Origin of the sequence: Providencia sp. wls1916 (assembly GCF_009706585.1) — a bacterium.
In the GTDB taxonomy this organism is placed as follows: domain Bacteria; phylum Pseudomonadota; class Gammaproteobacteria; order Enterobacterales; family Enterobacteriaceae; genus Providencia; species Providencia lanzhouensis.
On record NZ_WLUL01000009.1, the window covers coordinates 1 to 25,154 of the forward strand.

Consider the following 25,154-nt stretch of genomic DNA (forward strand, 5'->3'; position numbering starts at 1 on the left):
GTAGGTATTAGCTCATGCTTATTGGGTGATAGCGTTAGATTTGATGGTGGTCATAAGCGCTTTCACTTTGCTGTAGATGAGTTATCAGATTATTTCGAATACCAACAAGCATGCCCGGAAATGGCGATTGGTTTACCAACACCTAGACCTGCATTGAGGCTAGTTAAATCTGACGAAAATAGCGTTAGACTCAAGTTCAGCGATGGTCGTGAAGGCGATTTAACTGAAGAGATGCTTCAGTTTTCGACCACTTATTTGAGTGGGCTTTTAAATTTAAGTGGTTATATTGTATGTAAAAACTCACCTAGCTGTGGCTTGGAAAGGGTTCGAGTATATGATTCAGTTGGCAATGGTAATAAAAAGTCTGGAATTGGGCTTTTTACTGAACAATTACTCAAAGTAATGCCTTGGTTGCCTGTTGAGGAAGATGGCAGGTTAAGCGATCCTCATATTCGAGAAAATTTTATTATACGGGTATTTGCTCTTCATGAGCTAAATGAACTAAAGAAAAACTCCTTCAATCGGCACTCATTAATCGACTTTCATACTCGATATAAGCTCCTTTTATTGGCGCATTCACAGCCTCTTTATCGAGAACTTGGTCGTTTTGTTGCTAGTAACAATGAATGGGATTCAATCGATTCTTATTTTGATGAGTATCGAAATAAGTTTATGAATTTATTACAACACCAAGCGACTAGGCGCAATCACACTAATGTGCTTATGCATATCCAAGGTTACTTTAAACGTTATCTGACATCAAACCAAAGGCAAGCATTGAGTAAGTTAATCCTCGAATACCGCCAAGGAACACAGCCTTTATTGGCTCCATTAACATTAATTACGCACTATTTATCTGAATATCCTGATAACTATTTGAATAATCAAAAATACTTTCATCCTTATCCTCAGTCATTAAGATTGAGATATGGGTTATGATATTAAAATACTACTTCAGTATTTTAAAGTTGCTCATATGATTGGTTCTTCCAATCATATGAATATTGAATCTAAAGACCATGTTGGCTATCTATATGAGTTATTTGAAAAAATTATTGCTAATGAATGGAGGGCACACTAAGCAAAATCCCCCCTTTTGCCGTGAAATTGAAAATTAAATTTGCTATCCCAGTGTTTGTGTGGCTTAATACTTCCACTGGTTTGGAAGTACAGACCTATTTATGAAAGCAAGTTTTGAAAAGTTCCCCCGTTTAGCGTTATCCCACAGATACCCATTCGTAGTGAATTCCTTCTAATTAGTTCCATAAGTATCAAGAAAAATCAAACCTATATGCCATGTGGCAACAATTAAAAATTCAAAGGAATTCAATATGTCTAATACAATGACTGGTTTAGTAAAATGGTTTAACGAATCTAAAGGCTTTGGCTTTATTTCTCCTGAAGATGGAAGCAAAGATGTGTTTGTTCACTTTTCTGCAATCCAAAGTGATAGCTTTAAAACTCTTAATGAAGGGCAAAAAGTCAGCTTCTCGGTAGAAAATGGTGCAAAAGGTCCAGCTGCTGTAAATGTAGTGGCTCTTTAAGATCGATCTCTTTATGAGATGTCCTTGAAATAAAGGTTCTCTATATAGACTCTATCATTTTGAAGCAACCAAAAGTAACCCTTCCGGTGTTAAATGCACTTTTGCAAAAGTACCATTGAAAGCTCAGACATGTTAGTCACCAGATTGGATATTTTTAAAAACCTCGCTATGGCGGGGTTTTTTTATGCTTGCTTACATTTAATGTAAAGAATTGTAAGTGTTGAATTGAAATTTTCATTAGCGACACTATATAAGTTATGCACCAAGATAAAGAGTTAATCCATACGGGCGAATGGCTAATGGTGCTTATGTAATAGGTAGTTAGTTTGATATTGAAGGAGAAATTATGTCTAACATTAGATCTTTTTCACTACTTCCAACATTATCTGATAACCTACTTTCTAGCAGGTTTGACCAAATGGATCGTTTATTCAGCCAATTAACTGGTAACCGACCATTAACCTCAGAGCATCCTTATAATTTAAAGCAAATAAATGAATCAAATTATCAATTAATTGTCAGTGTTCCTGGTTATAAAGAGGATGACTTAAGCGTATCCTTAAAAGGTGGGAAGCTCTATGTACAAGGTGAGCAATCAACTGAATTAGTTAATGATTCAGAGAAATGGATCCATAAAGGTATAACACAAAATAAATTTTCTCTTGAATTTAATCTCGGTAAGAATGTAAAAATTGAAAGCGCAGAATTATCAAGCGGTTTGTTAACATTAAATATTGAATATGAAATTCCGGAAGAAGAGAAACCTCAGATCATAGCTATTGAAAATAAAGATACAAAATAATTTTTCTGTATTTTTAACCCGTCAGCAATGGCGGGTTTTTTTTGCCTAATACATGTTAGTGCAGGGAACATGAAAGCCAGCTGTAAAAAATCGTAATTGTTACTGCCACTGGCTTGGATGATGTAATCACTGCTCGACCTACTGACTCCGCTACCCGAAATTATTGGTTATTCAGACAACGAATCGCGGAGTCCAAGCAAACGTTAATACCAATCAGTGAACGCTCTTGCGAAAAAAATTAAATTTATGAAAGCCAGAGTGCTTAACAAGTAGATAGAGAATTTTAAAAAAAGTGTCATTATATCTGGTTGTTTTTTATCTTGAGCAATAATGAATAGGATGCAGGCAAGGGCAGGGATAAATACGAGTAAGAGAATAATGGGGTTAGTATACATATATATCGATACTGCTCCCTTATGTAATGAAAATTTTATTCAATAGTAAAGTATATTTTTAACAGGAAAGCAATATGGAAAATTGAGCAGTAACGAATTTAACAATAGAGTGGTCAACAAATCCAATTGTTTAAATTGTTAATATATTAACAATTAATATAAAAATTTCACCAATACACAGATATCACTTCATAGCGGATCGAGTGATTTAACTTAAAGGGAGAGGGAACCTTGGCTACAATCGCGATCGTGGCAGTGAACTTTACAAATGCAACCAACATAAATCAATTTGTGGTTGGTGACCATTTGCAGGAAGATGATTGCGTCTTATTAAGTTGGTAATGAGAAATGAAAGGGCTTTGCAACAAGCCCTTTTGGGGAGAATTATTTTTTTGTATAAATAATTTTTTGTGTTTCATTAGAACAATTACCTACAACAGTACCTTGCTGTGAGGCTGCTTCTTCATTTGAAACGACGGTAATGGTAAAGCTCTCTTCAGGCACGCCATTGTTAATAATTTTTTGCGTAATTTCTTCAACAACGCTTTCACATGACGCACTCGCAATCGCTGGAATAAATAATGTTATTAATGTAGCAATAATTATTCTTCTTTTCATATGCAATATTCCTTATAAGCTGGAGTCATTTAATAGAAATTCTTTTAAAAAGCTTAATAAGTATACTTAAATGAAATATTTAAAGCTATCCGTTGATAGTAGTAAAACACTAGAAGGTATCTTCATCTCTAACCCGCTAGTGTTTTATTAATCTGTTAAATGTAGGTTTTTACTGGGCTACTCTCTGTATTGCCTTACCTCCAGCCTCTATGTCTTCACCAACACCTTTAGTGGTGTTACAGGCAGTTAATGTGAAAACAACAGCTAATGTGCAAATAAGAAAACTGATTTTTTTCAACATATTTTCTTCCTTTTAGGTGTGAAGTTATAAGTTACAAAAGATCATTTTTAATTATAGCAGAACAACTTGATTGATATTTTCACTTGCATAGAGCTGTCATATTTTTAGTGTTAATACTTTAAGTATTAACACTTATTATACTGTCAATCAACATTAGCAATGAAGGGTACATTCTATGAAATTAGAAGAGATATTTATCCGTATGCTTAATGTTTTTCAATGCTTGTTAGTCGGTATTCTTTTAATATTATTATCAATCGCTTTACCACTCTGGTTATGGCAATCAAAAACCATTTAAGAACGGCGATGAGCTTATGAAAACATTAGACACAATAAATAATAGTGGCCTAGGTAAAGTCTGGTTTGCTGCGAAAGGAAGCGATAGTGGATATCAGATGAAGCACGAAATGTCGTCACCAGTATACACGACAAATTTTGATGAGTTGCCTGTGGCGAGCGCTTGAAAAGATCATGCCTTGGGTCATGGAATTTAACTAGACGGTTTTTTACTCATCATCTAAATGGAATTTGTGTAACATTCGATGCGCAATAGGTGCAAATATCAATCCTAGAGTGGTCATAAAAACCAGACTGGTGAATACACCATAAAAAGCGAAAAAAATCTTTCCTGAAATGTTTTGCGGAACAATGTATGGACCAATTCCATTAGCTATAAAGGCACTGTTGAATGTGGCATCATGCCAACTTATGCTCGAATCAAAAGCTATATGCCCGACAATGCCAATGAGTAAAGTGGTAACGATAAGTGCAAAAGCGTAACCAAAATGTAATAGCATTCGCTTTAAAAAAGCGCGGAAAGAAATTAATGGCATATTTTTAGATTCAAACATAATTTTTCCTAAAAAGTAATTTAGTGAGGTAATTACATAATAAACTTATGTAAGATTACCTAAAATTTTTATTTTGACAATAGTGTCATAAGTTAGGCTAAATTCGCGTATTTTTTCGTTTGTTGCAATTTATATTCTCGCTAAGTTAGCATAACTGAAACTTATCAGTGGGATGGTGAGATGAACAAAAATGAACTTATGGAATATATCCAGAGTAATTATGGTGCTGTCGCTGAGTACCCATGGGCTAAGTTTCCTAGTTACATTATTTATAGACATAAAAATAACGCAAAGTGGTTTGCTGTCATTCTGACGATTTCTTCAAAGAGATTATACGAAAGCGAGAGTGATGAGATGGTTAATATTATAAACCTCAAATCTCCTCCTGAATTAGTTGGTTCATTGAGGTTAAAGGAAGGGGTATATCCAGCATATCATATGAATAAAGAGCACTGGATTACTATAAAGTTGGACAGTGGATTTCCTGAAGATGAGCTTAAAGCGTTGATTGACGAGAGTTACAAATTGACTGCATAAGCTTAATCATTGATAGTGCAACACTAAATCGATAGATGAATCTTATTTAAACTGGTTATATATACTCATTGCAATATAACTTGGAGTGAATATGAACAGAGCATCATTATCTAAAAGTTCTCCTGATGCGTATAACAAATTGATTGAGATTAGCAATTATATTGATGAGCAAGCAGTATCATTAGGATTGGAAGAAGGATTTATCCACCTGCTTAAATTGAGAGTTTCCCAAATTAACGGCTGTGCTTTTTGCGTGAGACTTCATACCCAAGACGCTCAAAAATGCAATGTGAGTATTGATAAAATCGCATTGGTTACTGTATGGGAAGAAGCAGATTATTTTTCAGAAAAAGAGAAAGCTGCATTCTTATTGGCTGAATCAGTCAATATGGTTCATGTGGGGCATATACCTAATGATGTTTATGAAAAAGCCGCGGAGCACTGGAGCGATGAGCAACTAGTATTAATTGAATGGGTATCTATCATCATAGGTTCTTTTAATCGCATTGCTATCGCGAGCCGCTATAAAGTGAAGCCGTAATTATAGCAGTCTTATTCGCTAGTCGAATTATAGGTTAATATTAGTGATACTTGTCCTATATTTACAATAAGTAAAGTGACTTCATTTTTAATCTACGTGACACTGGATCGTGCGTATTAATCAGCTAATGGAGTAATTACTTATGTTCCCAGAGTATCGTGATTTAATCTCGCAACTTCGTCAGTCAGATCCTGATTTTAGAGCCTTATTTAATAGGCATAATCAACTCGATCATGAAATAGCTAGACTGGAGCATCCAGACAGAAGTGGGTATGGCACTGATGTTATCGAGTTAAAAAAAGAAAAACTTCGTCTCAAAGAAGAGATACATCAAATACTTAAAAACCCGCCAGAATTGAGTTAAATCGATAAATTACGACAATTCATAGCCTCGCCAAGTGTGGGGCTTTTTATTGATTTTATTAGAAGTAATTTGCACTTAATCCTATATGCGGAACTACTTAGCTAAGATAGTGTGTCCGAAAAGGAGAATATATATGCCTGTATTTAACCCAATAGAAATGATCGCAGAAGTGATGATGAGCTCTATCAGTATGATTGCAACGCCTGTGGAATACCTACTTTATAGTGGAAAAATAACAGAAATATTCATGATGAATGTATTTTATATTCAACCCTAAGGGCGCTCTCAAATACATCAATAAACGAGACTTAGCATAAAGTGAAAGCTAAAGGCTTTATGCTAAGAGGAGAGTTTAAATATTATGATTCTGGATTTAAATAAGCGTCGAGCAGTGTGTGAAGTTCAACATTTAATACTGAGCTTAGTGCAATAAGATGTGCAACATATATAGATGAGGAGCCGTCTTCATATTGGGAGTATGTGCGCTCTGAAACTGAAATGGCTTTGGCTATCTCGGTGACAGTTATTTGACGAGCGAGACGCTGTTCTTTGATGAATTGACCTAAAGAGAGGTTGTTAAGTTTTCTTTCGTTCATCTGTACAGCCCTAAAATTAGTGGTGGACAATAAATAACATAGATATGTTAAACGTTAATAGGGAAGTATCTGCATTTTGGTGATGATAGGATAATTTTATGATAATTATCCTAATGTATGGTAATTCGCTCTTACTGGTTTTTTAGTGCGTATTGAACCGCACTTTGCGCATGAATTGCCGTGGTATCAAAGACGGGCACGGAAGTATCATCTCCATTTACCAGCAATGTAATTTCAGTACATCCAAGAATAATACCCTCAGCACCTTGTTCAACGAGTGATTTCATAATGCGTTGATACTCGGTTCGTGAAGCCTCAGAGATAACGCCTAAACACAGCTCATTGTAGATAATATCGTGAACGATTTTTCTGTCTGTCTCATTCGGTGTGATAACGCTTAAATTAAATTTATCAATCAGACGATCTTTATAAAAAGCTTGCTCCATGGTAAATGCAGTACCTAACAACCCAATAGTTTTAATGCCTGATTGTATTATTTTTTCGCCTGTTGCATCTGCAATGTGAAGGAGAGGAAGGTTTGATTTTTCTTCGATTTGGGAAGCAACTTTGTGCATCGTATTTGTACACAAAACTAAAAAATCAGCGCCAGCAGCTTGTAAACTCATCCCTGCTTTTGCTAAATGGTCAGCAGCAAGATCCCATTGACCGTGAGATTGAAAATGCTCCACTTCAGCAAAATCAACACTGTATAAAACAATCTTAGCGGAATGCAACCCTCCTAGTTTTTGCTTAACACCTTCATTTATTTGCTGATAATAGAGTTGGGTTGATTCCCAGCTCATTCCCCCGATAAGTCCTATAGTCTTCATTGCTAAGTACCTTATATGTGTTTTTTCTTACTATACTGAGCGTATTTATGGGGAGTCAATCCGTTAATATCATTTTTTATCAATAATATAAATAAAGCTGAGATTATTTTTAACTGATAACTATCTTACTAGTTTTAATATTGGAGTTATCTTTCTATAATTAATCGTATATTAGAGATTAACTTCATTTTTATTTTTTGAAAGATTAATTGATAACGCACAGGGACTGTCCAGTAAATCTTTATTAAATAATATTTTATTGCTGCTATACTACTAAAGTTACTTATTTTATTTTTTAGATAAATAGTAAGTAAAATAAACCTAGTGACCTACACTGACTATTTTTTTTGATGTTCAGTTTATGAATTTAAATTTTTAGTTAAGGAGTTTATGATGGTAAGTAATAATCAGGCTCGTCGTTTATTAGGGATGCCGTTTAAATTAAGTCGTTCTAAGCGTAATATTCAAGTCTCTGTGATTGCAAAGGAAAATGCTACGACTTTACCTGAAAACCTGAAAGATAAGCAATTTGTTGCGGTACAGAAAAATAAAGCAACCGAGAAGAAAACCTATCATTCCGTCAGCGTATTTTATCCAGAATATATCTAATTTAATTTTAGGGTAAGATGTGACCCTCTAGATTGACTAGAGGGTTTCTATTCCTCAATAATAAATTCCTTTCATATATCCATGTCTTTTTTTGAATTATCTGATGGTATTTTATCATTGGAATGGTTCATGATCCTTCAGTAATTTTTTGTGATCGCGACTAAGTTTCTATCTATTAAAAAAAATAAAATAGTGTGATAGTCATATTCTGTCGATAAAATCGGGAGCGAGAATAATGATAAATACAACTAAAATGGATATGTGTAGATGAAATTATGCCAATGGATGCTATTTTTTTGTTTTCTATTTATAAATGGTTGTTCAACACAATTTAAAACTGAAGATGAATCAAATAAGCTGAAGTTTAGTATTCAGCACGCTAACACGATCCCGATTAAGGATTCAGTTGAAACATTGACAGTGGCAGATATGCTGCCCGGAGATATCCTTTTGTCTTCAGCAACGGGGGTGAACTCGTGGGGGATCCGCTTATTTAGTGTGAGTGGGGTGAGTCACGCTTCTATTTATTTAGGATTTGGTCAGGTGGCAGAATCGGTTGGAAGTGGAGTCAGAATTATTCCTCTCGACCAAGCAATCACGGATTCTAATAATATGGTTGTATTACGGCATAACTTATTAACGTCATTTCATGCAGAAAAACTGCGTGAGTTTTCTACTGCTAATGACGGAGGCAAATACAACATGAAAGGGATCATCATGATTGCGCCGTGGATGCTGACAAAACGCGTGTGCGAATTACCACTAATTGGACAGACTATCCGTAATTTTTGCCTTAAAACACTGGCTACAGTGCAATTAGGGGATGATATTGAACAAGCCAACGGTTTCTTTTGTTCGCAGTTTGTCCTAGATGCGTATAAATATGCCGGTGTACCACTGTTTGAAGGGAACTCATCATGGATTACGCCTGCTGATATTTTGCACATGCGTTCAGGGGATGTACCAACCTTTATGCCGACAGAACGTTTAACCTATGTTGGACATTTGAAAAACTGGAGCTTTGGGGGCGCGATCCTCAATAAGTGATGAGGTATTGCAGGCGAAGTTTTGATGAAATACTGTTTGCCATAGAATAAAAAAAGGCCAACTCAAACGAGTTGGCCAGCTAAACTGGAAGCAATGTGAGCAATGTCGTTGTGAAAAGACCGAGTAATTTACTCAACTATTCACGGGATAAAAGATAACTATTCTCATTTAAGAAATCAACCCCTTTTTTCATATAACTATTATAATTTTTTATCCCATCATAAATCCCAAAAATGCTTAAAAAACAAATTGATCAATAGTTTTATTGGTTTGTTTTAATGGAATCTCAGTTAATTCCTACGAAAAATATTTAACATTTTTTGCTTTTTCTCTGAGTGATGAAGTGAATTTTAGTGCTGATAAAGAAATAATGTTGTTAATTTGTAGCCGGAGATCTCATTTATCTTTTGAGATAAGAGACATTTACGTACAGTTGATTATAATTTTATTGTTAATGTTTATTCGATAATTTATCAGGAGGGCTTATGTACAAAACAATTTTGGTCCCTATCGATCTCACTGAAGAAGAGTTGACCAGTAAAGCGGTTCGTCATGCGGTAAATTTAGCGAAACAATCTGGCGCAAAAATTCACCTGATCCACGTATTGCCTATCTCTTCGGCAATTATCAATGCATATGCGTTGGGTTATATGGAAATTAAAGACCGCGCGACAGTGAAAGCAGAAGAAGACATGAAAATGCTGATGGATTCGATTGATCTTCCTCATGATGATGTCAGTTACACTATTACGTTTGGTTCACCTCGTGATGAAGTGATTAACACCGCAAAAGATATTAATGCCGATATTATTGTGATTGGCTCTCGCCGTCCAAATATTACGACTCACTTGTTAGGCTCTACTGCGGCAGGAATTGTTCGTTACGCAGAAACATCCGTACTGGTTGTTCGTTAATTTATTCTTTTTTAAAACCTATGCAATGAAGTTCCCGTAATATTGCATAGGTTTTTTTATGTCGTTTGCAAGGTCATTGTTGAATTGGCATATCGGCATGGACTGAGTAGGATTTTTATGGAGAAATTCACTAAAGAATTAATGCGCATGGAACATTTTGTTTTACGAGTTCTGCGTTTTTATTTTTTAGCGTTATTAGTGTTTTTCATTGGCTTACTGCCTGGGATTATTGGTTTTTATTTTATTGAAGGGCATTCGATAATGGAATCTATGCTGAATGCATTATCAATGCTGAGCGGCCAAGCGATTGAGCCGGCACCAATCACCCAAACAGGCCGTTTCTTTATCGCTATTTACGGTTTATTTTTACAAAGTGTATTCATTATTAGTATTGGCTTAATCGTCACGCCGTTTATTCATCGCATATTACATAAGTGGCACTTAGAAGAGGATTAGATTGAATAAAGTGCCAAATGTTGTGGTTATTTTACTGAATTGATTTTCAGATTAGTAAACCAGTTCACGACATTTTGATTTTATTCAGACTATACTTTTATTGGCAAAAAATAACCATTAAACCGCTATCTCATCTATTCAAAAAACGAATAAATTGAATGAGAGATACATCCTTGAGAGGGGCTTATATGAATAAAACTATTTTGGTTCCCGTTGATATTTCTGAAGATGCATTGACTGATAAAGCGTTAAAGCAAGCTATTCATTTAGCAAAAATGGATAACGCTAACATCCATCTATTTCACTCAGTACCGGATGTTTCAAGATTTTCGATGAGTTATAGCTATCATTATGATTTGCTTGCATCATTTACAAAAAAGGCAATAGAACGTTCGGAAGAACAGCTTGTTGAACTGGTTAATCATATTGTGAAAGATATGGATTTCCCAGCAGATAGGATCTCTTATAAAGTGGAGTTCGGCTCTCCAAGAGAAAAAGTGTTAGATGAAGCTGAGAAAGTTCATGCCGACCTTATTGTGGTTGGCTCGCGTAACCCAAGTATTTCAACACACTTATTAGGTTCGAATGCTTCAGGGATCGTCTCTTATGCGAAAATATCCGTTTTAGTCGTAAGATAATTTTATTGTTTAATATACAGATTGGATTCATAGAAAAGACCTGAGTTATCAGGTCTTTTTTTTAGGGTAATTAAGATTTATTGACCGTTTCTTTAGCGTGCTCAATAGCTGTTAATGCTTGGCTACATGCTTGCTCTTGTGTATCTTCAGGATAACTTGCGAGGGTTTTTCTCGCGTCTTCTAATTGTGATTTCATTAATGCGATTTGTTCATTCGCATTAGGCTCATTTTTATATTGTTCTTCAGCTTGTTGAACTAGCGCATTCATTTCTTTGAAATATTTGTCACAAACTTGTCCTGCATTTGCATTCAATGCAGTCAGCGAAACAAATAGACCCAATGCAATTGGCAGAATATTTTTCATCATATTTTCACTTTCAAAAGTCATATTTCGGTCAGCATAGCATCCCATTTTTTAAAAAGACATCGACCAATGATGAATATTTCAGTGAGTTTTAATTTTTATCAAATTAATCATGCCAATATTAAAGCAAGTGGCTATAGCATAAATTGCAAACTATAAATGATAATCATTATTGACTGCGTGTAATAATAAAGTGTACATTTCAGTACATTTTATTGAGTTAACAACCCAACGTAAGGAATGATAATGAATAACAGTATTATGATTAATACTCAGAACTGGCCTGTCTGTGCTATGAATACGTTTCCAACGTCAATGATGGAAACTCAGTCATGGTTATCGGAACTTGAGCAATTGTTAGCAAAAAAGACTCCATTTGTTTTAATTTATCCGCCAATGGAACCGAAAGGAAAACCAACAGCAGAAGACATGGAATGTATGAAATTTGTACGTCGTTGGTTGAAAGAAGGAAGAGGGGCGATGGCTGAATATTGTCAAGCTATGGTGATCACATTACAGCCAGATGGGAGAGATAAAGATGAAATGGAACGTACAGCACCTGTTATTTCATCCCTGTATGGGCCTGAAGTTTTTTTAGTGGAAAGCTCCCAAGCTGCGCAACAGCGAGCCACTGAAATTTTAAATGGGCTATGATTTACTGGTACTAATTTTACGAATATAGCTAGCGATGATATCCACGGAAAGCCCAATTTGTTGATGGATAAATTCATCGCTAGGTTTAAAGTTTTCGACACAGAAAGTTTTGATAAAAACATCCGCTTTTAGCATCTCTAAATAACGGGATGAAATGCTTAACAGTGTGTCGTTATCGACTTTGACAGTCGGAATTTGTGCAAGCTTTTCGGCAAGGCGCTGATAGCTTTGTACGGGACCTTGTTCGAAAAAGAGTTGGCTAATCTCAGGGAAGCGGTTGTATTCCCCTAGTATTAAGCGGTATAGCCCGATAGATTGGGGTTTAATCACATTGACTAAAAAACGCGAACCATAAAACGATAATACCGCTTCAATGCTGTCTAAAGGCGGCTCTTTATGGTCTGGTTCAGTAAAAATATCGTCTATCATATATGCCACAACTGCGGCAAATAAACCTTCTTTATCCCCAAAGTTTTTATATAACGTCGAACGGGAACCGCCCGCGCGTTCGATGATCATATCTAATGTCGTGCCTTCAAAACCATATTGCAGAAAAATATCCGCCGCAGCCGTAATAAGTGCTTGGTGGCGACGCTGTCCTTTTGGTGTTTTGGCGGAACTTGTCTGGTTCATGAAATCAATTTCCTAACAAAATGGCGGCACGAGGCTAAATTATCTGAAAGAGGTCATAATTCAGTTTGTTATTTTCCTCTATGATGTATATGAATATTATCATGTTTAAATCAATATCTGAATTTTTGTCAAATCCTTGGGGGAGAGAATGAAGGATTGCACGATTGATGAAAAAACGCAGAGAGAAGAAGAAGTTGTTGATACACAGAGAGAAATTACAAAGCTGTGTATTGAATGCGGTTTGCTGCTATTACAGCATGGGGCTGAGAGTATGCTGGTTGAGCAATTAACAACACGCTTAGGTATCGCTTTGGGCGCTAACCAGGTAGATAGTGCGATTTCATCTAACTCACTCGTATTAACCACAATCATCGATGGGCGCTGTTTAACATCGACTCGGCGGATTATTGACCGTGGCATTAATATGCATGTAGTGACTGAAGTTCAGCATGCGGTGATCCTCGTTGAGCATCATTTACTTGACCGTAAACAACTACAAAAAAAATTAGCAGGTATCAAACCATTACGTTATCCCCGCTGGTTAATGGTGGTGATGGTGGCGCTTTCTTGTGCTTGCTTCAGTTCCCTTAACGGTGGTGGTTGGGAAAGTGCGTTGATCACCTTTATGGCGAGTGGCTGTGCGATGTATATCCGGCAAGTGTTAACATCTCGCCAGATTAACCCATTGATTAACTTCTGTATTACAGCATTTGTCGCGACATCCGTTTCGGGGTTATTACTCAAAGTACCTTATTTAAATGTGACTGAAACCATTGCAATGGCGGCAAGTGTGCTGCTACTAGTCCCAGGATTTCCATTAATTAATGCGGTGGCGGATATGTTTAAAGGCCATGTGAATACAGGGATCGCTCGTTGGATGATGGCGAGCTTATTAACGCTGGCAACTTGTATCGGCGTGGTACTGGCAATGATCATTTGGAATCTAAGGGAGTGGGCCTAATGTTTTTCATTGAGCTAATTGAGAAAATGGTCTTAGCGGCTGTCCCCGCCGTCGGCTTTGCAATGGTATTTAATGTGCCTGTGAGGGCGCTGAAATATTGTGGGCTATTAGGCGCGATTGGTTATGGTTCACGAATGATTTTAATGTCGCTGGGTTTGCAAATTGAATGGGCGAGTTTTCTTGCTGCGATTTTAATTGGCATGATTGGCATCCAGTGGTCGCGTTGGTGGCTGGCTCATCCAAAAGTTTTTACCGTTGCAGCGGTTATTCCTATGTTTCCGGGGATCAGCGCTTATATCGCAATGATTTCTGTGGTGAAAATTTCTCAATATGGCTATACCCCAGAGTTAATGGAAACGCTGGTTACTTACTTTTTAAGGGCATCTTTTATTGTCGGTGCGCTCTCTATCGGCATTTCATTACCGGGATTATGGCTATATCGCAAAAAACCAAGTGTTTGATGCTCAAGAATATTTCATTGTTTGAAGTCATTAAGCAGTAAACCACGTCATAGCAAAAGCGTTAATTGATAGTGATTAACGCTTTTTGTTAATAAAGTTTGTTATCTATTCTTTGTATATTATTGCACAAATTCCGATATTGCTTTTGGTGTAATAAAATTGAGTATCAATTGATATCAAAAAGACTTATATTTCATTCAACTAGCGAGTATACATAGCGTATTCAGCAATTTTTGCATGAATAACTTGCGTGTTGTATTTAATAAATTGCTTTTTTTCCTATCAATGGTGTTATTTTGAAACAGATTTTTTATTTTTCGCGCATGATCATTGCGTTAGTATGTTTTTCCTCGTTATTTATCTCTTCTGTTTATGCTGCACCGAACAACTTCACTGAAGCGAAAACGTCCAGTAAAAGCCTCGTTTATGGTGATCAAAATCATCAAGGACAAGGAACGCTATACTGTGGCTGTGAGTGGGAATGGACAGGTAAAAGTGGTGGACAAGTTGATTTAGCCTCCTGTGGCTACCAAGTGCGCAAGCAGCAGAGCCGTGCGGAGCGTATTGAGTGGGAACATATCGTTCCTGCTTGGGTGTTTGGTCATCAAAGACAGTGCTGGCAAAATGGCGGTCGTAAAAATTGCGTCTCAACTGACCCAGTGTTTTCTCGAATGGAGGCTGATATGCATAACCTCGCGCCTTCAATTGGGGAAGTGAACGGTGACCGCAGTAATTGGAGTTATGGTCAGTTACCTGCTAATGCGCCTTATTCTTACGGTGCATGTCGTAGTCGTATTGATTTTAAACAGAGAATCTTTGAGCCACGCGACGAGGTAAAAGGGCAGGTTGCACGGGTCTACTTCTATATGCATGACCGTTATAACTTATCCATGTCACGCCAACAGCAGCAGTTATTTATGGCGTGGGATAAACAGTACCCAGTGGATGAATGGGAACAAAAACGTGACCAGCGTATTGCTAAAATGATGGGGCACCATAACCCATTTGTGACGGGCGAAAGAACATGGAGTTTAGGACACAAAAATAGCGGCGATGGCTTAAACATGAGTGATAAGCCCAGTGAAATAGTTCCTCTGCCAGCACCTCAATCTACCCCAAACAAGGAAAATGAGATGCAGGTAAAAGGTAACCGTAATTCAAAGAAATATCATTTATCCCACTGTTCTGGCTTTAAAACCTTATCGGATAAAAATGCAGAATTCTTTGCTAATGAAGCGGATGCTCAAGCAAAAGGTTATCAGCTTGCGGGTAATTGTAAACCACGCTAATCAAATTTAAGCTGTAATAATGCAATGTATTGATGGGTTATTGCAGCTTTTATATGATATTTCTCACATTTTATCTGATGGGTAGGTGAATTTACACATTTCCTGTTAATTTAATGTTGCAATTCAAAAAAAACACGCGCTATATTTAATATAAGGAAACGTTGTAGGTTGATGATATTCGGGTCAATGTAATATTTATAGTGCGAGTGAATTATTTTTTATATTGTCATAATATTGTCATGCAGATTCTTTAGTTTACGAGTATCGCCTGTATAGGAGAAACTAATGAGAACTAGGTGTTTGTTAATCAATGTGCGAGACCGGTTACCACTCCATCATGAAACTGACATGATGAGATTGTTAACCGGTTTTTTTATACCCAAATTATCAACCTAAGTTACACAAGAGCTTGAAGGGAGCTCCTCTCTGTTTTGAATAGTTCGTCATCTGAAATTGACATCATCGATACCTGGAAGGGTTAATACTATGAGTAGACAGAAAGCTGCAACAAAAGCACGTCGTGAAATGAAACGTACATCACGCAAAGATCGTTCAGGGAGGTATGATATGAACAACGTTACCTCCTTCGCTGAATTTACGGGCATTGAGCCGATAGGTATGGCGAAAGAACGTCGCGATGAAACTCCGATAACACCACGTAATGAAGCCCAAAAGCTCTATATTAATTCCATCAAACACAAACAACTGATTTTTGCTAATGGTGAGGCAGGGTGCGGTAAAACCTATATTAGTACTGCGTTAGCCGCAGATGCCTTGATTAACAAGGAAATCAGTAAAATCATTGTGACCAGACCGGTATTGCAAGCGGAGGAAGATCTTGGGTTCTTGCCGGGAGATATGTCTGAAAAGTTTGCGCCTTATTTCCGACCCGTTTATGACGTATTAATGAAGCGATTAGGCGCTTCGTTCCTGCAATATTGTTTACGCCCTGAGATTGCTAAAGTCGAAATAGCACCATTTGCTTATATGCGCGGTCGCACATTCGAAAATGCTATTGTTATTCTCGATGAAGCGCAGAACGTCACAGTCACTCAAATGAAGATGTTTTTAACCCGTTTGGGTGAGAACGTAACGGTAATTGTGAACGGTGACGTAACCCAATGTGATTTACCAAGCGGCGTTCAGTCAGGTTTGGGGGATGCGTTACAGCGTTTTAGTAGCGATGAAATGGTCTCGATGGTCAACTTCACGATTGATGATTGTGTAAGATCTCAGCTGTGTCACAAAGCGCTGATGGCTTACAATGACTAATAACTAGTTTAATCCACTACACAGGCTAATTAATGTATGAAACTGCCCCAGATTAGGGGCAGTTTTTTTAATTAGTCGTCGGGGTTATCCATGACGGCATGACGTTCATGATGATAACCCTCCTCATCATAGCCATATCGCCAGTAAGGAATCGCGTAGATATCATCGCGATTAAAACCTTTTTCACGTCGAATAAAGCGGCGTAATTCGCGGATAATTTGGTCTTCACCAGCAATCCAGAAGCCCACATCGGATTCTGGAATATCCCACGATTTAAAGGTATTAATCAGATTGGTAGTCTGGCTAATATCTCCACAAATCCAATCAATTTCGATACCAGCCGGTTTGGTTAACTCGCGAATATCCGTTTGATGGTCAAGGCGTAAAACGACGCGTCCCGTTGCTGTGTCAGGCATTTTTTCCAGTAGCGCTGCTATTGCGGGTAAAGAGCTTGAATCACCCGCCATAAAGTAATGTGCGCGGATAGGCAGTAGTGGATCTGGCCCTCCAGGGTTGGTGATTCCCAGCCAATAACCCGGTTTTGCATCACGAGCAAACAGATAAGCCGGCCCCGTCACCCCTTCGTGCATGGCAAATTCAATATCGATTTCGTTGAGCTCAGGGCGAATAGCGCGAACGGTGTAAGTGCGCACAAAAGGGCGCGGCTTATCTTCTGGCCAGCTACGTCCTTTTTCAGTGAGAAAAGGAAGCGCGGGTTGGCTTTGATGGTCAGGAGCAATAAAAATTTTGAGATGACCACCTTCACACTTCGTTGGATAATTGGCTAACTTTTCACCCGTAAATGTGATGCTGCGAATAGAAGGGCTGATATCGACAATAGATTTAACTTGAATGAGCTGTGGGGGCGCTGGGCGGTAGATATTTTTTTCAACAGTCTGTTCACTAGCCACTAACCGTCTCCTTTCTTAATGATAATATTATTATATGTTAATTATTATCATTATCATATCATGAATGTTTATAGGAAAACTATTCAAAAGATGCAGGATTATTGAGCGTCTAATTATAAATATGCCGCAGCATTTTAATGCTGCGGCAACGAGTTTACTTCACTTTCATGCCGGCGGCAGTCATCAACAATCTAAATAAGGAAGAAAAGGCGAATAGTGCCAATACGCTTCCTAACCAAATTGCCGCCATCCAGCCGAGCTTCTTCCACCAAGGTGAGCGAAGAGTTGTATCAGTGATAGCCTTGGTCTGGGGTAATTTTTCCTCTGAAGACATAGTAACTCCAATAGGTGTAAACCAAAATAACAGGGATGATGAACAGGGCGCCAACTAGCATAAAGCCTAAGCTTTCTGAAGGACCTGCCGCATCGCGGAATGTAATTGCTGGCGGAATTAAACTTGGCCAAACGCTGATGCCTAATCCTGTAAATCCTAAGAAAATCAGCATTAATGCAGCAAGAAATGGCACGCTATCGTAACGTTGGCGTTTGGCACTTTTTAAAATCAACCATACACAACCGAGCACTAATAGAGGAACGGGTAAAAAGAAAAACAAGTTTGGCAAGCTAAACCAGCGTTCATAAACGGCGTCATTTAACATTGGCGTCCATAAACTGATAACGCCAATCACTGCTAACATGACCAGTGTTAATGGGGTTAACACGCGATACATGGTTTTGCGCAGATGTCCTTCCGTTTTCATGATCAACCAGCCACATGCCAGTAAAGCATAAGCGATGACTAAACCGAATCCACAGAACAGCGGGAAAGGTGCGAACCAGTCAAAATAGCCGCCCATATACACGCGGTTTTCAACGTGGAAGCCTTGAATAAACGCGCCAATCACAATCCCTTGGGAGAATGTAGTAAGAATTGAGCCCCAAATAAAGGCGTGATCCCAGCGGCGGCGATGAGATTCATCGGCGCGGAAGCGAAACTCGAAGGCGACCCCGCGAAAAATCAATGCCAGTAACATAAAGGTTAGTGGAATAGATAGCGCATCTAAAACAATGGCATAGGCTAATGGGAATGCTCCAAATAGCGCCGCACCACCAAGCACTAACCACGTTTCATTACCATCCCAAACAGGTGCCACACTGTTCATCATCAAATCTCGGTCTTGGCTCTCTTTTAAGGCTGGGTACAAAATACCAATACCTAAGTCAAAACCGTCCATCACGATATACATCAACATACTGAAGACGATGATGACAAACCAAATTAGTGGTAAATCAATGCCCATGAGTTGCCTCCTCGGAGATACCTTTACGAATTAATTTCATCATGTACATGTAGCCAATCCCAAATACGCCGCCGTACACCACAAAGAAGGCTAGCAAGCTCACGCTCATGTGCATTTCACCATGGGCGCTCACGGCATCTGCGGTACGTTGTAACCCGTAGACAACCCAAGGCTGACGACCGATTTCGGTGGTAAACCAACCGGCTAAGATGGCGATTAAACCTGATGGCGCCATGACGAACATAAAACGCAGGAACAGTTTGGATTCATACAGTTTTTTACGCGAACGCAGCCATAATCCCCAAACACCAGCAGCAATCATTAACATGCCTAAGCCCACCATCACGCGGAATGACCAGAACACCATAAACACATTTGGTCTATCTTCAGGTGGAAACTCTTTTAGTGCTGGAACCTGTTTGGTGGTGCTGTGTGTCAAAATCAGGCTCGCCATGTAGGGAATTTCAATGGCATATTCGGTTTTTTCTTTTTCCATATTTGGAATACCGAAGAGGATCAGCGGGGTGGCTTCGCCGGGTTTATTTTCCCAGTGACCTTCCATTGCTGCGACTTTAACAGGCTGATGTTTTAGGGTATTTAACCCGTGAGCATCGCCGATAAAAGCTTGGACTGGCGCTAAAATCAGGATCAACCACAAGGACATGGAGAACATTTTCTTCATGGCGGAGGATTTATTGCCTTTGAGTAAATGCCATGCGCCGGATGCACCAATAAAAAATGCCGCTGCCAAGAATGCCGCAGTGGTCATATGGAGTAAGCGGTATGGGAATGATGGGTTAAAGATCACCGCTAACCAATCGACAGGGACAATTCGCCCATCGATAATTTCAAAACCTTGAGGCGTTTGCATAAAGCTATTGGATGCAAGGATCCAGAAGGTTGAAATGATGGTACCGAGTGCAACCATGCACGTCGCAAAGTAGTGAAGCTTTTCGCCCACGCGATTCATACCAAATAGCATGACACCGAGGAAGCCAGCTTCTAAGAAGAAGGCGGTGAGCACTTCATAGGTTAAGAGTGGGCCGGTGATGCCACCTGCAAAATCCGAGAAGAAACTCCAGTTAGTTCCAAATTGGTATGCCATCACCAATCCAGAAACGACCCCCATACCGAAATTGACAGCAAACACTTTTGACCAAAAATGGAACAGCTTTATATAGTCAGTATCGCGGGTTTTGAGCCATAAACCTTCGAGTACCGCCAAAAAACTGGCAAGTCCGATGGTGATGGCAGGGAAGATAATATGGAACGATACCGTAAACGCGAATTGAATACGGGCAAGCTCCAGCGCAGTTAGTCCAAACATATTGACCCCTGAATGGAATTGATTTCGACACGCCACATTTCCAGCCATTGCGAAGCAATTTTGGACTGTTCCTTAGCAATAAATAATTGATTTCGCTGGATTGTTAACACTCATAAATCCAACTAAAAATGTTTTGTGGTTATAGTTAAAAAAAGTCAGGTGAATGTGTGGATAAGTAGAACATGAGACGATAAACTATAATAGTAACAATTTTTAGCAAATCACCTATAACAGTGAGGCGGGAATGACGAGATACGAACAGCTAGCAGCACAAATTCGTCAACAGATTGAAGATAATATTTGGCAAGTAGGTGACAGGCTACCTTCACTGAGAGAGAGCGTTAAGCAATCGGGTTTAAGCTTAATGACGGTGGTACAAGCTTATCAATTACTGGAAAGTCAGGGGTGGGTCGCTGCGCGCCCGCAATCTGGCTATTATGTTGCAAATCGCAATAATGCATTTGCCGCCGCAAAAGGGGGAAAAGGGCTCCATCTAAATGAAAATGTGGAGATTAACGCCTCTATTTTCGGTGTACTGCAAGCATGCAAAGACCCAGATATTATCCCATTTGGCTCTGCTTTCCCAGAGCCCGCTTTACTGGATGATCCAAAACTAGCCAAGTCTCTCGCTTCGGTGGCGCGTCGTTTATCGAAAACCAATACCACCACTAACTTACCTCCGGGGAATGAACAGCTACGTCGCAATATTGCCCAGCGCTATGCAACGCAAGGGATCCACGTTGCCCCTGATGAAATTGTGATCACGGCAGGTGCGATGGAGTCATTGGTGCTGAGCTTACAAGCGGTTACTCAACCGGGTGATTGGGTAGTGATTGAATCCCCTGCATTTTATGGTTCCTTGCAGGCGATAGAACGCTTAAAACTTAAAGCGATAGCCATCAAAACTGACCCACTATTTGGAATTGATCTTGATGCGTTAGAGGACATTGCGGATAAATACCCGATCAAAGCTTGTTGGTTGATGACACACTACCAAAACCCGTTAGGCGGCACGATGCCTCCAGCTAATAAAAAGCGGTTAGTGAATATTTTGAACAGTCATAAAATTGTGTTGATCGAAGATGATGTGTATGGCGAGCTTTATTTTGGTACCCAGCAACCTATTCCTGCAAAATCACTTGATTCACAAGGAAACTTTTTCCACTGTTCATCATTTTCGAAATGTTTAGCGCCGGGATACCGTGTCGGGTGGGTAGCAGCAGGTCATCACGCGAGCAAAATTCAGCATTTGCAGATGATGAGCACCGTTTCGGCCAGTGTACCAACCCAACTGGCGATCGCGGAATACTTATCTCAAGGGGGGTATGATAGTCATCTGCGTAAGCTTCGCCAAACGATGGAACAGCGGCAACATTTAATGCTGAGCGCAATCGCTAAATATATGCCGTCCACGGTTAAAGTGAATACCCCAAAAGGGGGCTATTTTTTATGGTTGGAATTTGAACCACCATTTAACGCCATCCAGCTGTATCAATTAGCATTAAAGGAAGGGATTAGCATAGCACCGGGGAGCATGTTCTCAACCAGCGACCAATTCAATCATGCATTTCGCTTAAATGCATCATTTGCATGGAATGACAGGCTTGAACAGGCGATGCAAGTTTTAGGGCGTTTATGCTATCGATTAACGGGGCTAAAATAGGGAAAATAGGGTGAGCGTGGAGGTCGCGCTTACCCTTAAGAGTTGCTTAGCTGCTTGCAAGTCCGATAGCTGCAAAGGTTAACATTCCACCAGCAACACCTTCGGTAATGCGACGTTTTTTATCGTTATATTGTTGGCGATTATGCATTGATGCGAATATCATGCCGATGGCACCGTAAATAATGATGCATGATGTGATGAAAGTCGCTGATAAGATTAAAGATTGTATTGCAACACTTTCGGAAACATGGATAAAATTAGGTAAAATTGCGAAATAAACTAGTAACCCCTTAGGGTTAAGGAAGCTAGTGAGGAACGCTTTGCCAATCACAGCTTGCGTGGAAACGGCATTAATCCAAATCTTTCTCGATTTCATGGCCGATAACAGCATACGGACAGCTAAGTAAGCAACATAGGCAACTCCTACCCATTTGATGGTTTGGAAGATAATTGGTGAAGTTGCAACAATAGCCGCAAGCCCAAGAGCGGCTAAAATGGCATGGGTCACATAGCCGAGAATAATACCCAAATTGGCTTTCCATGCAGCAGAGATTCCGCCTGATAACCCTTGTGATGAGATAAATAAAATATCGGGACCTGGTGTGCAAATCAAAGGAATGACAGTTGCACTAAACAGCAATAACGTTTGTAGATCCATCCAAACACCTCTAATTTATTATTATTTTCTTATGAAGAGAACAAAGTTTGGTTATTATAGCTATTTCCCGTTGAAATTTGGTTGTTTTGTTGCTTGTCATGGATGCTTATTTGACATTTAATATCAAAAAATAAAATCAAAAGAGGTTCGAATGCCAAAGAATACTGGCTCGCATTATGCAGAAAAGCATGAGCTGGAACATAGCAGCTCATCCGCCATCAAATTAGATGCGATTGATAAACATATTTTGCAGGTGCTGCAACGAGATGGAAAAATCCAAAATGTTGAACTGGCAAAAGAGGTTGGTTTATCCCCGTCACCTTGCTTAAGACGCGTTAAGTTGCTGGAAGATGCTGGCGTAATCAAACGTTATGTTGCGGTGTTGGATGGTACAAAGATTGGCGCGGGCTTGTCCCTGTTCGCACGTATTTGGTTTAAAACTCAAGATGCGCAAACCATTAATCAATTTGTAGCCGATATTCAGCAAATGCCAGAAGTGGTGGAGTGCCATTTAATGGCGGGTGAATGTGATGCGCTGATCCGTATTGTGACGGAAGATATGGCATCTTATCGTCGTTTTCACGCTGACTATTTGACGCAAATAAGCAGTGTGCAGAGTATCAAAACAGAAGTGCCTATGGAGACCGTCAAAGTCACGTATGCACTTCCTTTATAAGTTTACGAAACCCATCTATTTACCACGCTATACTGCTCAATAATCTCCATTAATATTATTGAGCAGCTTGCTGATTTGTATTGATTACCCTACAAAAGCAGTAATATCGTCGTAAAAATATCTCCGAGAATATTAATAAGGGCGCTCAGGCAGATCGTAAATATGTTCACTGAGATTATCGACAATGGTGTTCGGTAAACAATCGATTGAAGCAATCGATTTACCTTTATTGTAAACATCAACCCCACCCGCGCGTTTTGTTCCTAGATAGTCAGAGTGAACGGTATATACATATGTCCCATTTTTAAAATCTAGCTCCATAATTTGGGCGTGACCTGTATCCGTATCGGCGGCTTGTGTTTTTAATAAATTTTGAGTTAGTTGTTGTGGTGAGCGAACAATTTCAATATCGGGAATATCATCTATTTTTCCAAAAGCATATCGATACTGACCATCAACGTATGTCACGCGAACTTGCTTGTTATTTTTGTTTACACACTGAAAAACAGTGACAGTATAGGCGTCAGCCAGTGCTGGGGCAGACATGAGTACAGGTAATGCTAGAGCAAGTAGTGTACGGCGAAGTTTCATGGGATCCCTACTAAAAAAGAGTTATCAATATTGATATTATCGGCATCGTATTCGGATGCTCTAGAGAGAGTTTAGCATTTAAAATTAAGCTAAATGTATTGATGACTAAAAAGCAGATTATTCCACACGGTATGTTGTCAATATTAGACAAAGTGCACGAATGTAGCAGGTAAATGGCAAAATTTTCTCAGACTTTCGGCAAGAATTAGATTATTGCAATGACGTTTGTTAAATTAGGGAAGTAGTTTTAAAGCACGAGGGTGCTAATCGAATAATGATAATACAAGGTGAAATATGCGTGATGGAACTCGTGCTATGCAGGTGAAAAATCGTCATTTACCGAATTGGCAAACATTAAAATTAATATTGAGTTCTTTAATTGTCTTTAATTTTTATTTAAATGTTAATCCAACCGTGAAATCCGATTATTCAATATTGATTGAAATATTTGATTGGGTATTAATCCCGATGTTTGTTTTTATCGCTGCATATTTAAGCAAAGGAATTTTATGGCAAGGTTGGCGTGCCCATTTAATCCCACCTTTAATTATCTATTTCACGTTTCAAACGATAGATGCGATCCCGCTTTATTTTACAAATCGATTAAGTATCGAGGAATATTTACTGTTCCCTCAAAACGGTGTTTGGTTTTTTTTAGCGGTACCGATATGGCAAGCCGTTTTTTTATTACTGCCTTCATTTATAAAGAATAATGTCGGGGGAGTGACTGTCACCTTGCTGTTATCCATCATCATTGCGTTTTTCTCCAAGATACACTTATCGGATCTTACTGGTTTTTCGGCGATTATTCAGTATTTTCCATTCTTTGTTATGGCATACTTTTGTGATGACAAGAAAATAGTTTGGCTCAGACAAAATGTATTTTTTGTCGTATCCGCAGTAATCGCCTTAGTTGTGATTTATATTTATACCCCAGTAGATATTGAATCTGAGCTAATAAAGATTTTAGGGGAAAACCAACTTACTTATCATTTCTTTGAGTATATTTTTGCATTTCTAATGGGCGTGTTAATTTCAATTGCAGTGATGTGTATTGCATTATCGACTGAGCGATTTGTGAAAATAGCAAATAACGCATTGGGAGTGTATTTAATTCATCCGATCATCTGTTTCTTACTATTAACTGGGTTAAGTTCATTCCATATTGAAGCGGGTTTACCGCTTTTAATTTTGCTCACTCTCTTCACCATTACGTTAGCGTTATTTCTAGCCAAAAATTCGACCATTCATTGGTTTTTAAACCCTGAATTAAAGTCGAGAAAATAATAGAGAATAGTAAGATTAGAAACGGAAAGGGTCTATAAAATAAGGCTTACCGAATAATCTCGG

The 25,154-nt window shown here is 38.7% G+C and carries 34 protein-coding genes; 21 read left to right on the plus strand and 13 right to left on the minus strand.

Annotation, left to right across the window (positions count from 1 at the left end; all coding sequences use genetic code 11):
* The 3 genes from GKR61_RS03195 to GKR61_RS03205 all read left to right on the plus strand — a co-directional run.
* A partial coding sequence (locus tag GKR61_RS03195; protein WP_154599336.1) for a YbgA family protein occupies positions 1 to 939 on the plus strand: 939 nt, incomplete at its 5' end.
* A gap of 392 nt (positions 940 to 1,331) precedes the next feature.
* Entirely contained in the window at positions 1,332 to 1,544 is a 213-nt protein-coding gene (gene cspE, locus GKR61_RS03200) for a transcription antiterminator/RNA stability regulator CspE (RefSeq protein WP_036954791.1), read from the plus strand.
* A 346-nt stretch (positions 1,545 to 1,890) separates the two neighbouring features.
* On the plus strand, positions 1,891 to 2,346 hold the full coding sequence (locus GKR61_RS03205; RefSeq protein ID WP_036954788.1) for an Hsp20 family protein: 456 nt from the start codon (positions 1,891 to 1,893) through the stop codon (positions 2,344 to 2,346).
* A 779-nt stretch (positions 2,347 to 3,125) separates the two neighbouring features.
* Here the strand turns inward: GKR61_RS03205 and GKR61_RS03210 are convergent.
* Together GKR61_RS03210 and GKR61_RS03215 are read right to left on the minus strand one after the other, a co-directional pair.
* The gene (locus tag GKR61_RS03210; protein WP_036954782.1) at positions 3,126 to 3,359 is read right to left on the minus strand and encodes a DUF1161 domain-containing protein; all 234 of its coding nucleotides are present in this window, start codon (positions 3,357 to 3,359) and stop codon (positions 3,126 to 3,128) included.
* A 169-nt stretch (positions 3,360 to 3,528) separates the two neighbouring features.
* Positions 3,529 to 3,660: an entericidin A/B family lipoprotein gene (locus tag GKR61_RS03215; protein ID WP_154599335.1), complete on the minus strand. Its 132-nt coding sequence runs from the start codon at positions 3,658 to 3,660 to the stop codon at positions 3,529 to 3,531.
* Positions 3,661 to 3,974: 314 nt separating this feature from the next.
* On the opposite strand from GKR61_RS03215, the gene GKR61_RS03220 reads away from it, so the two are divergent.
* Entirely contained in the window at positions 3,975 to 4,124 is a 150-nt protein-coding gene (locus GKR61_RS03220) for a DUF4113 domain-containing protein (protein ID WP_230082494.1), read from the plus strand.
* A 42-nt stretch (positions 4,125 to 4,166) separates the two neighbouring features.
* Here the strand turns inward: GKR61_RS03220 and GKR61_RS03225 are convergent, their stop codons facing one another.
* Positions 4,167 to 4,511: a hypothetical protein gene (locus GKR61_RS03225; RefSeq protein ID WP_036954774.1), complete on the minus strand. Its 345-nt coding sequence runs from the start codon at positions 4,509 to 4,511 to the stop codon at positions 4,167 to 4,169.
* 180 nt (positions 4,512 to 4,691) lie between these two features.
* Here GKR61_RS03225 and GKR61_RS03230 point away from each other — a divergent pair, with 180 nt between their 5' ends.
* The 4 genes from GKR61_RS03230 (at position 4,692) to GKR61_RS17570 (ending at position 6,230) form a co-directional block, all read left to right on the plus strand.
* Entirely contained in the window at positions 4,692 to 5,048 is a 357-nt protein-coding gene (locus GKR61_RS03230) for an MmcQ/YjbR family DNA-binding protein (RefSeq protein WP_036954770.1), read from the plus strand.
* 91 nt (positions 5,049 to 5,139) lie between these two features.
* The gene (locus GKR61_RS03235; protein ID WP_036954767.1) at positions 5,140 to 5,589 is read left to right on the plus strand and encodes a carboxymuconolactone decarboxylase family protein; all 450 of its coding nucleotides are present in this window, start codon (positions 5,140 to 5,142) and stop codon (positions 5,587 to 5,589) included.
* 142 nt (positions 5,590 to 5,731) lie between these two features.
* Positions 5,732 to 5,953, plus strand: coding sequence for a YdcH family protein (locus tag GKR61_RS03240; protein ID WP_108478997.1), 222 nt, complete (start codon positions 5,732 to 5,734; stop codon positions 5,951 to 5,953).
* 133 nt (positions 5,954 to 6,086) lie between these two features.
* A complete protein-coding gene (locus GKR61_RS17570; RefSeq protein WP_187369791.1) occupies positions 6,087 to 6,230 on the plus strand; it encodes a hypothetical protein in 144 nt (47 codons plus the stop codon).
* 82 nt (positions 6,231 to 6,312) lie between these two features.
* Here GKR61_RS17570 and GKR61_RS03245 read toward each other — a convergent pair whose 3' ends face one another.
* Both GKR61_RS03245 and GKR61_RS03250 read right to left on the minus strand, forming a co-directional pair.
* Positions 6,313 to 6,549 (minus strand): helix-turn-helix domain-containing protein, encoded by a 237-nt coding sequence (locus GKR61_RS03245; protein WP_036954760.1) that lies wholly within the window; start codon positions 6,547 to 6,549, stop codon positions 6,313 to 6,315.
* 131 nt (positions 6,550 to 6,680) lie between these two features.
* Positions 6,681 to 7,379: an aspartate/glutamate racemase family protein gene (locus GKR61_RS03250; RefSeq protein WP_108478225.1), complete on the minus strand. Its 699-nt coding sequence runs from the start codon at positions 7,377 to 7,379 to the stop codon at positions 6,681 to 6,683.
* 390 nt (positions 7,380 to 7,769) lie between these two features.
* On the opposite strand from GKR61_RS03250, the gene sra reads away from it, so the two are divergent.
* The 5 genes from sra (at position 7,770) to GKR61_RS03275 (ending at position 11,043) form a co-directional block, all read left to right on the plus strand.
* Positions 7,770 to 7,988: a stationary-phase-induced ribosome-associated protein gene (gene sra / locus GKR61_RS03255; RefSeq protein ID WP_230082493.1), complete on the plus strand. Its 219-nt coding sequence runs from the start codon at positions 7,770 to 7,772 to the stop codon at positions 7,986 to 7,988.
* 267 nt (positions 7,989 to 8,255) lie between these two features.
* On the plus strand, positions 8,256 to 9,035 hold the full coding sequence (locus tag GKR61_RS03260) for a YaeF family permuted papain-like enzyme (protein ID WP_036954749.1): 780 nt from the start codon (positions 8,256 to 8,258) through the stop codon (positions 9,033 to 9,035).
* A 485-nt stretch (positions 9,036 to 9,520) separates the two neighbouring features.
* Entirely contained in the window at positions 9,521 to 9,949 is a 429-nt protein-coding gene (locus GKR61_RS03265) for a universal stress protein (RefSeq protein ID WP_006660028.1), read from the plus strand.
* A 117-nt stretch (positions 9,950 to 10,066) separates the two neighbouring features.
* Positions 10,067 to 10,405, plus strand: coding sequence for a hypothetical protein (locus GKR61_RS03270; protein ID WP_036954745.1), 339 nt, complete (start codon positions 10,067 to 10,069; stop codon positions 10,403 to 10,405).
* Positions 10,406 to 10,593: 188 nt separating this feature from the next.
* The gene (locus GKR61_RS03275) at positions 10,594 to 11,043 is read left to right on the plus strand and encodes a universal stress protein (RefSeq protein ID WP_036954742.1); all 450 of its coding nucleotides are present in this window, start codon (positions 10,594 to 10,596) and stop codon (positions 11,041 to 11,043) included.
* Positions 11,044 to 11,113: 70 nt separating this feature from the next.
* Here GKR61_RS03275 and GKR61_RS03280 read toward each other — a convergent pair whose 3' ends face one another.
* The gene (locus GKR61_RS03280) at positions 11,114 to 11,407 is read right to left on the minus strand and encodes a DUF5339 domain-containing protein (protein WP_036954805.1); all 294 of its coding nucleotides are present in this window, start codon (positions 11,405 to 11,407) and stop codon (positions 11,114 to 11,116) included.
* 246 nt (positions 11,408 to 11,653) lie between these two features.
* Here GKR61_RS03280 and GKR61_RS17890 point away from each other — a divergent pair, with 246 nt between their 5' ends.
* Positions 11,654 to 12,061, plus strand: a complete 408-nt coding sequence (locus GKR61_RS17890; RefSeq protein WP_051422785.1) for a hypothetical protein — start codon at positions 11,654 to 11,656, stop codon at positions 12,059 to 12,061.
* Here the strand turns inward: GKR61_RS17890 and GKR61_RS03290 are convergent.
* Complete coding sequence (locus GKR61_RS03290) at positions 12,056 to 12,694, minus strand: TetR/AcrR family transcriptional regulator (protein ID WP_036954735.1); 639 nt, start codon at positions 12,692 to 12,694, stop codon at positions 12,056 to 12,058. The two genes, GKR61_RS17890 and GKR61_RS03290, sit on opposite strands and share 6 nt — an antisense overlap.
* A 148-nt stretch (positions 12,695 to 12,842) precedes the next feature.
* Here GKR61_RS03290 and GKR61_RS03295 point away from each other — a divergent pair, with 148 nt between their 5' ends.
* The 4 genes from GKR61_RS03295 to phoH all read left to right on the plus strand — a co-directional run bounded on the left by GKR61_RS03295 (position 12,843) and on the right by phoH (position 16,677).
* Complete coding sequence (locus GKR61_RS03295; RefSeq protein WP_154599333.1) at positions 12,843 to 13,655, plus strand: threonine/serine ThrE exporter family protein; 813 nt, start codon at positions 12,843 to 12,845, stop codon at positions 13,653 to 13,655.
* Entirely contained in the window at positions 13,655 to 14,116 is a 462-nt protein-coding gene (locus tag GKR61_RS03300) for a threonine/serine exporter (protein WP_080675670.1), read from the plus strand. Before GKR61_RS03295 ends, GKR61_RS03300 begins: the two co-directional genes overlap by 1 nt.
* Positions 14,117 to 14,439: 323 nt before the next feature.
* Positions 14,440 to 15,405 (plus strand): endonuclease, encoded by a 966-nt coding sequence (locus tag GKR61_RS03305; protein WP_148444747.1) that lies wholly within the window; start codon positions 14,440 to 14,442, stop codon positions 15,403 to 15,405.
* 486 nt (positions 15,406 to 15,891) lie between these two features.
* Positions 15,892 to 16,677: a phosphate starvation-inducible protein PhoH gene (gene phoH / locus GKR61_RS03310; protein WP_036954719.1), complete on the plus strand. Its 786-nt coding sequence runs from the start codon at positions 15,892 to 15,894 to the stop codon at positions 16,675 to 16,677.
* A 71-nt stretch (positions 16,678 to 16,748) separates the two neighbouring features.
* Here the strand turns inward: phoH and GKR61_RS03315 are convergent, their stop codons facing one another.
* The 4 genes from GKR61_RS03315 to GKR61_RS03330 form a co-directional block, all read right to left on the minus strand.
* The gene (locus GKR61_RS03315; protein ID WP_272537272.1) at positions 16,749 to 17,588 is read right to left on the minus strand and encodes a siderophore-interacting protein; all 840 of its coding nucleotides are present in this window, start codon (positions 17,586 to 17,588) and stop codon (positions 16,749 to 16,751) included.
* Positions 17,589 to 17,742: 154 nt separating this feature from the next.
* On the minus strand, positions 17,743 to 17,922 hold the full coding sequence (locus tag GKR61_RS03320) for a DUF2474 domain-containing protein (RefSeq protein ID WP_071992173.1): 180 nt from the start codon (positions 17,920 to 17,922) through the stop codon (positions 17,743 to 17,745).
* Positions 17,879 to 18,889 carry a cytochrome d ubiquinol oxidase subunit II gene (cydB, locus tag GKR61_RS03325; protein WP_036954711.1) on the minus strand — a complete coding sequence of 337 codons (1,011 nt, stop codon included), beginning with the start codon at positions 18,887 to 18,889 and terminating at the stop codon, positions 17,879 to 17,881. The genes GKR61_RS03320 and cydB overlap by 44 nt, the downstream gene beginning before the upstream one ends.
* On the minus strand, positions 18,879 to 20,216 hold the full coding sequence (locus tag GKR61_RS03330) for a cytochrome ubiquinol oxidase subunit I (protein ID WP_036954708.1): 1,338 nt from the start codon (positions 20,214 to 20,216) through the stop codon (positions 18,879 to 18,881). Before GKR61_RS03330 ends, cydB begins: the two co-directional genes overlap by 11 nt.
* 244 nt (positions 20,217 to 20,460) lie before the next feature.
* Between GKR61_RS03330 and GKR61_RS03335 the strand changes: the two genes are divergently transcribed.
* Positions 20,461 to 21,879: an aminotransferase-like domain-containing protein gene (locus GKR61_RS03335; protein ID WP_036954705.1), complete on the plus strand. Its 1,419-nt coding sequence runs from the start codon at positions 20,461 to 20,463 to the stop codon at positions 21,877 to 21,879.
* Between the two features lie 46 nt (positions 21,880 to 21,925).
* Here the strand turns inward: GKR61_RS03335 and GKR61_RS03340 are convergent, their stop codons facing one another.
* A complete protein-coding gene (locus tag GKR61_RS03340; RefSeq protein WP_154599331.1) occupies positions 21,926 to 22,537 on the minus strand; it encodes a LysE family translocator in 612 nt (203 codons plus the stop codon).
* A 151-nt stretch (positions 22,538 to 22,688) separates the two neighbouring features.
* Here GKR61_RS03340 and GKR61_RS03345 point away from each other — a divergent pair, with 151 nt between their 5' ends.
* Positions 22,689 to 23,213, plus strand: a complete 525-nt coding sequence (locus GKR61_RS03345; RefSeq protein WP_051422784.1) for an Lrp/AsnC family transcriptional regulator — start codon at positions 22,689 to 22,691, stop codon at positions 23,211 to 23,213.
* A gap of 132 nt (positions 23,214 to 23,345) precedes the next feature.
* On the opposite strand, the gene GKR61_RS03350 is transcribed toward GKR61_RS03345, so the two are convergent.
* The gene (locus GKR61_RS03350; RefSeq protein ID WP_036954698.1) at positions 23,346 to 23,804 is read right to left on the minus strand and encodes a hypothetical protein; all 459 of its coding nucleotides are present in this window, start codon (positions 23,802 to 23,804) and stop codon (positions 23,346 to 23,348) included.
* A gap of 294 nt (positions 23,805 to 24,098) precedes the next feature.
* On the opposite strand from GKR61_RS03350, the gene GKR61_RS03355 reads away from it, so the two are divergent.
* Positions 24,099 to 25,091 (plus strand): acyltransferase family protein, encoded by a 993-nt coding sequence (locus tag GKR61_RS03355; protein ID WP_154599330.1) that lies wholly within the window; start codon positions 24,099 to 24,101, stop codon positions 25,089 to 25,091.
* The last annotated feature ends 63 nt before the right edge of the window (positions 25,092 to 25,154 follow it).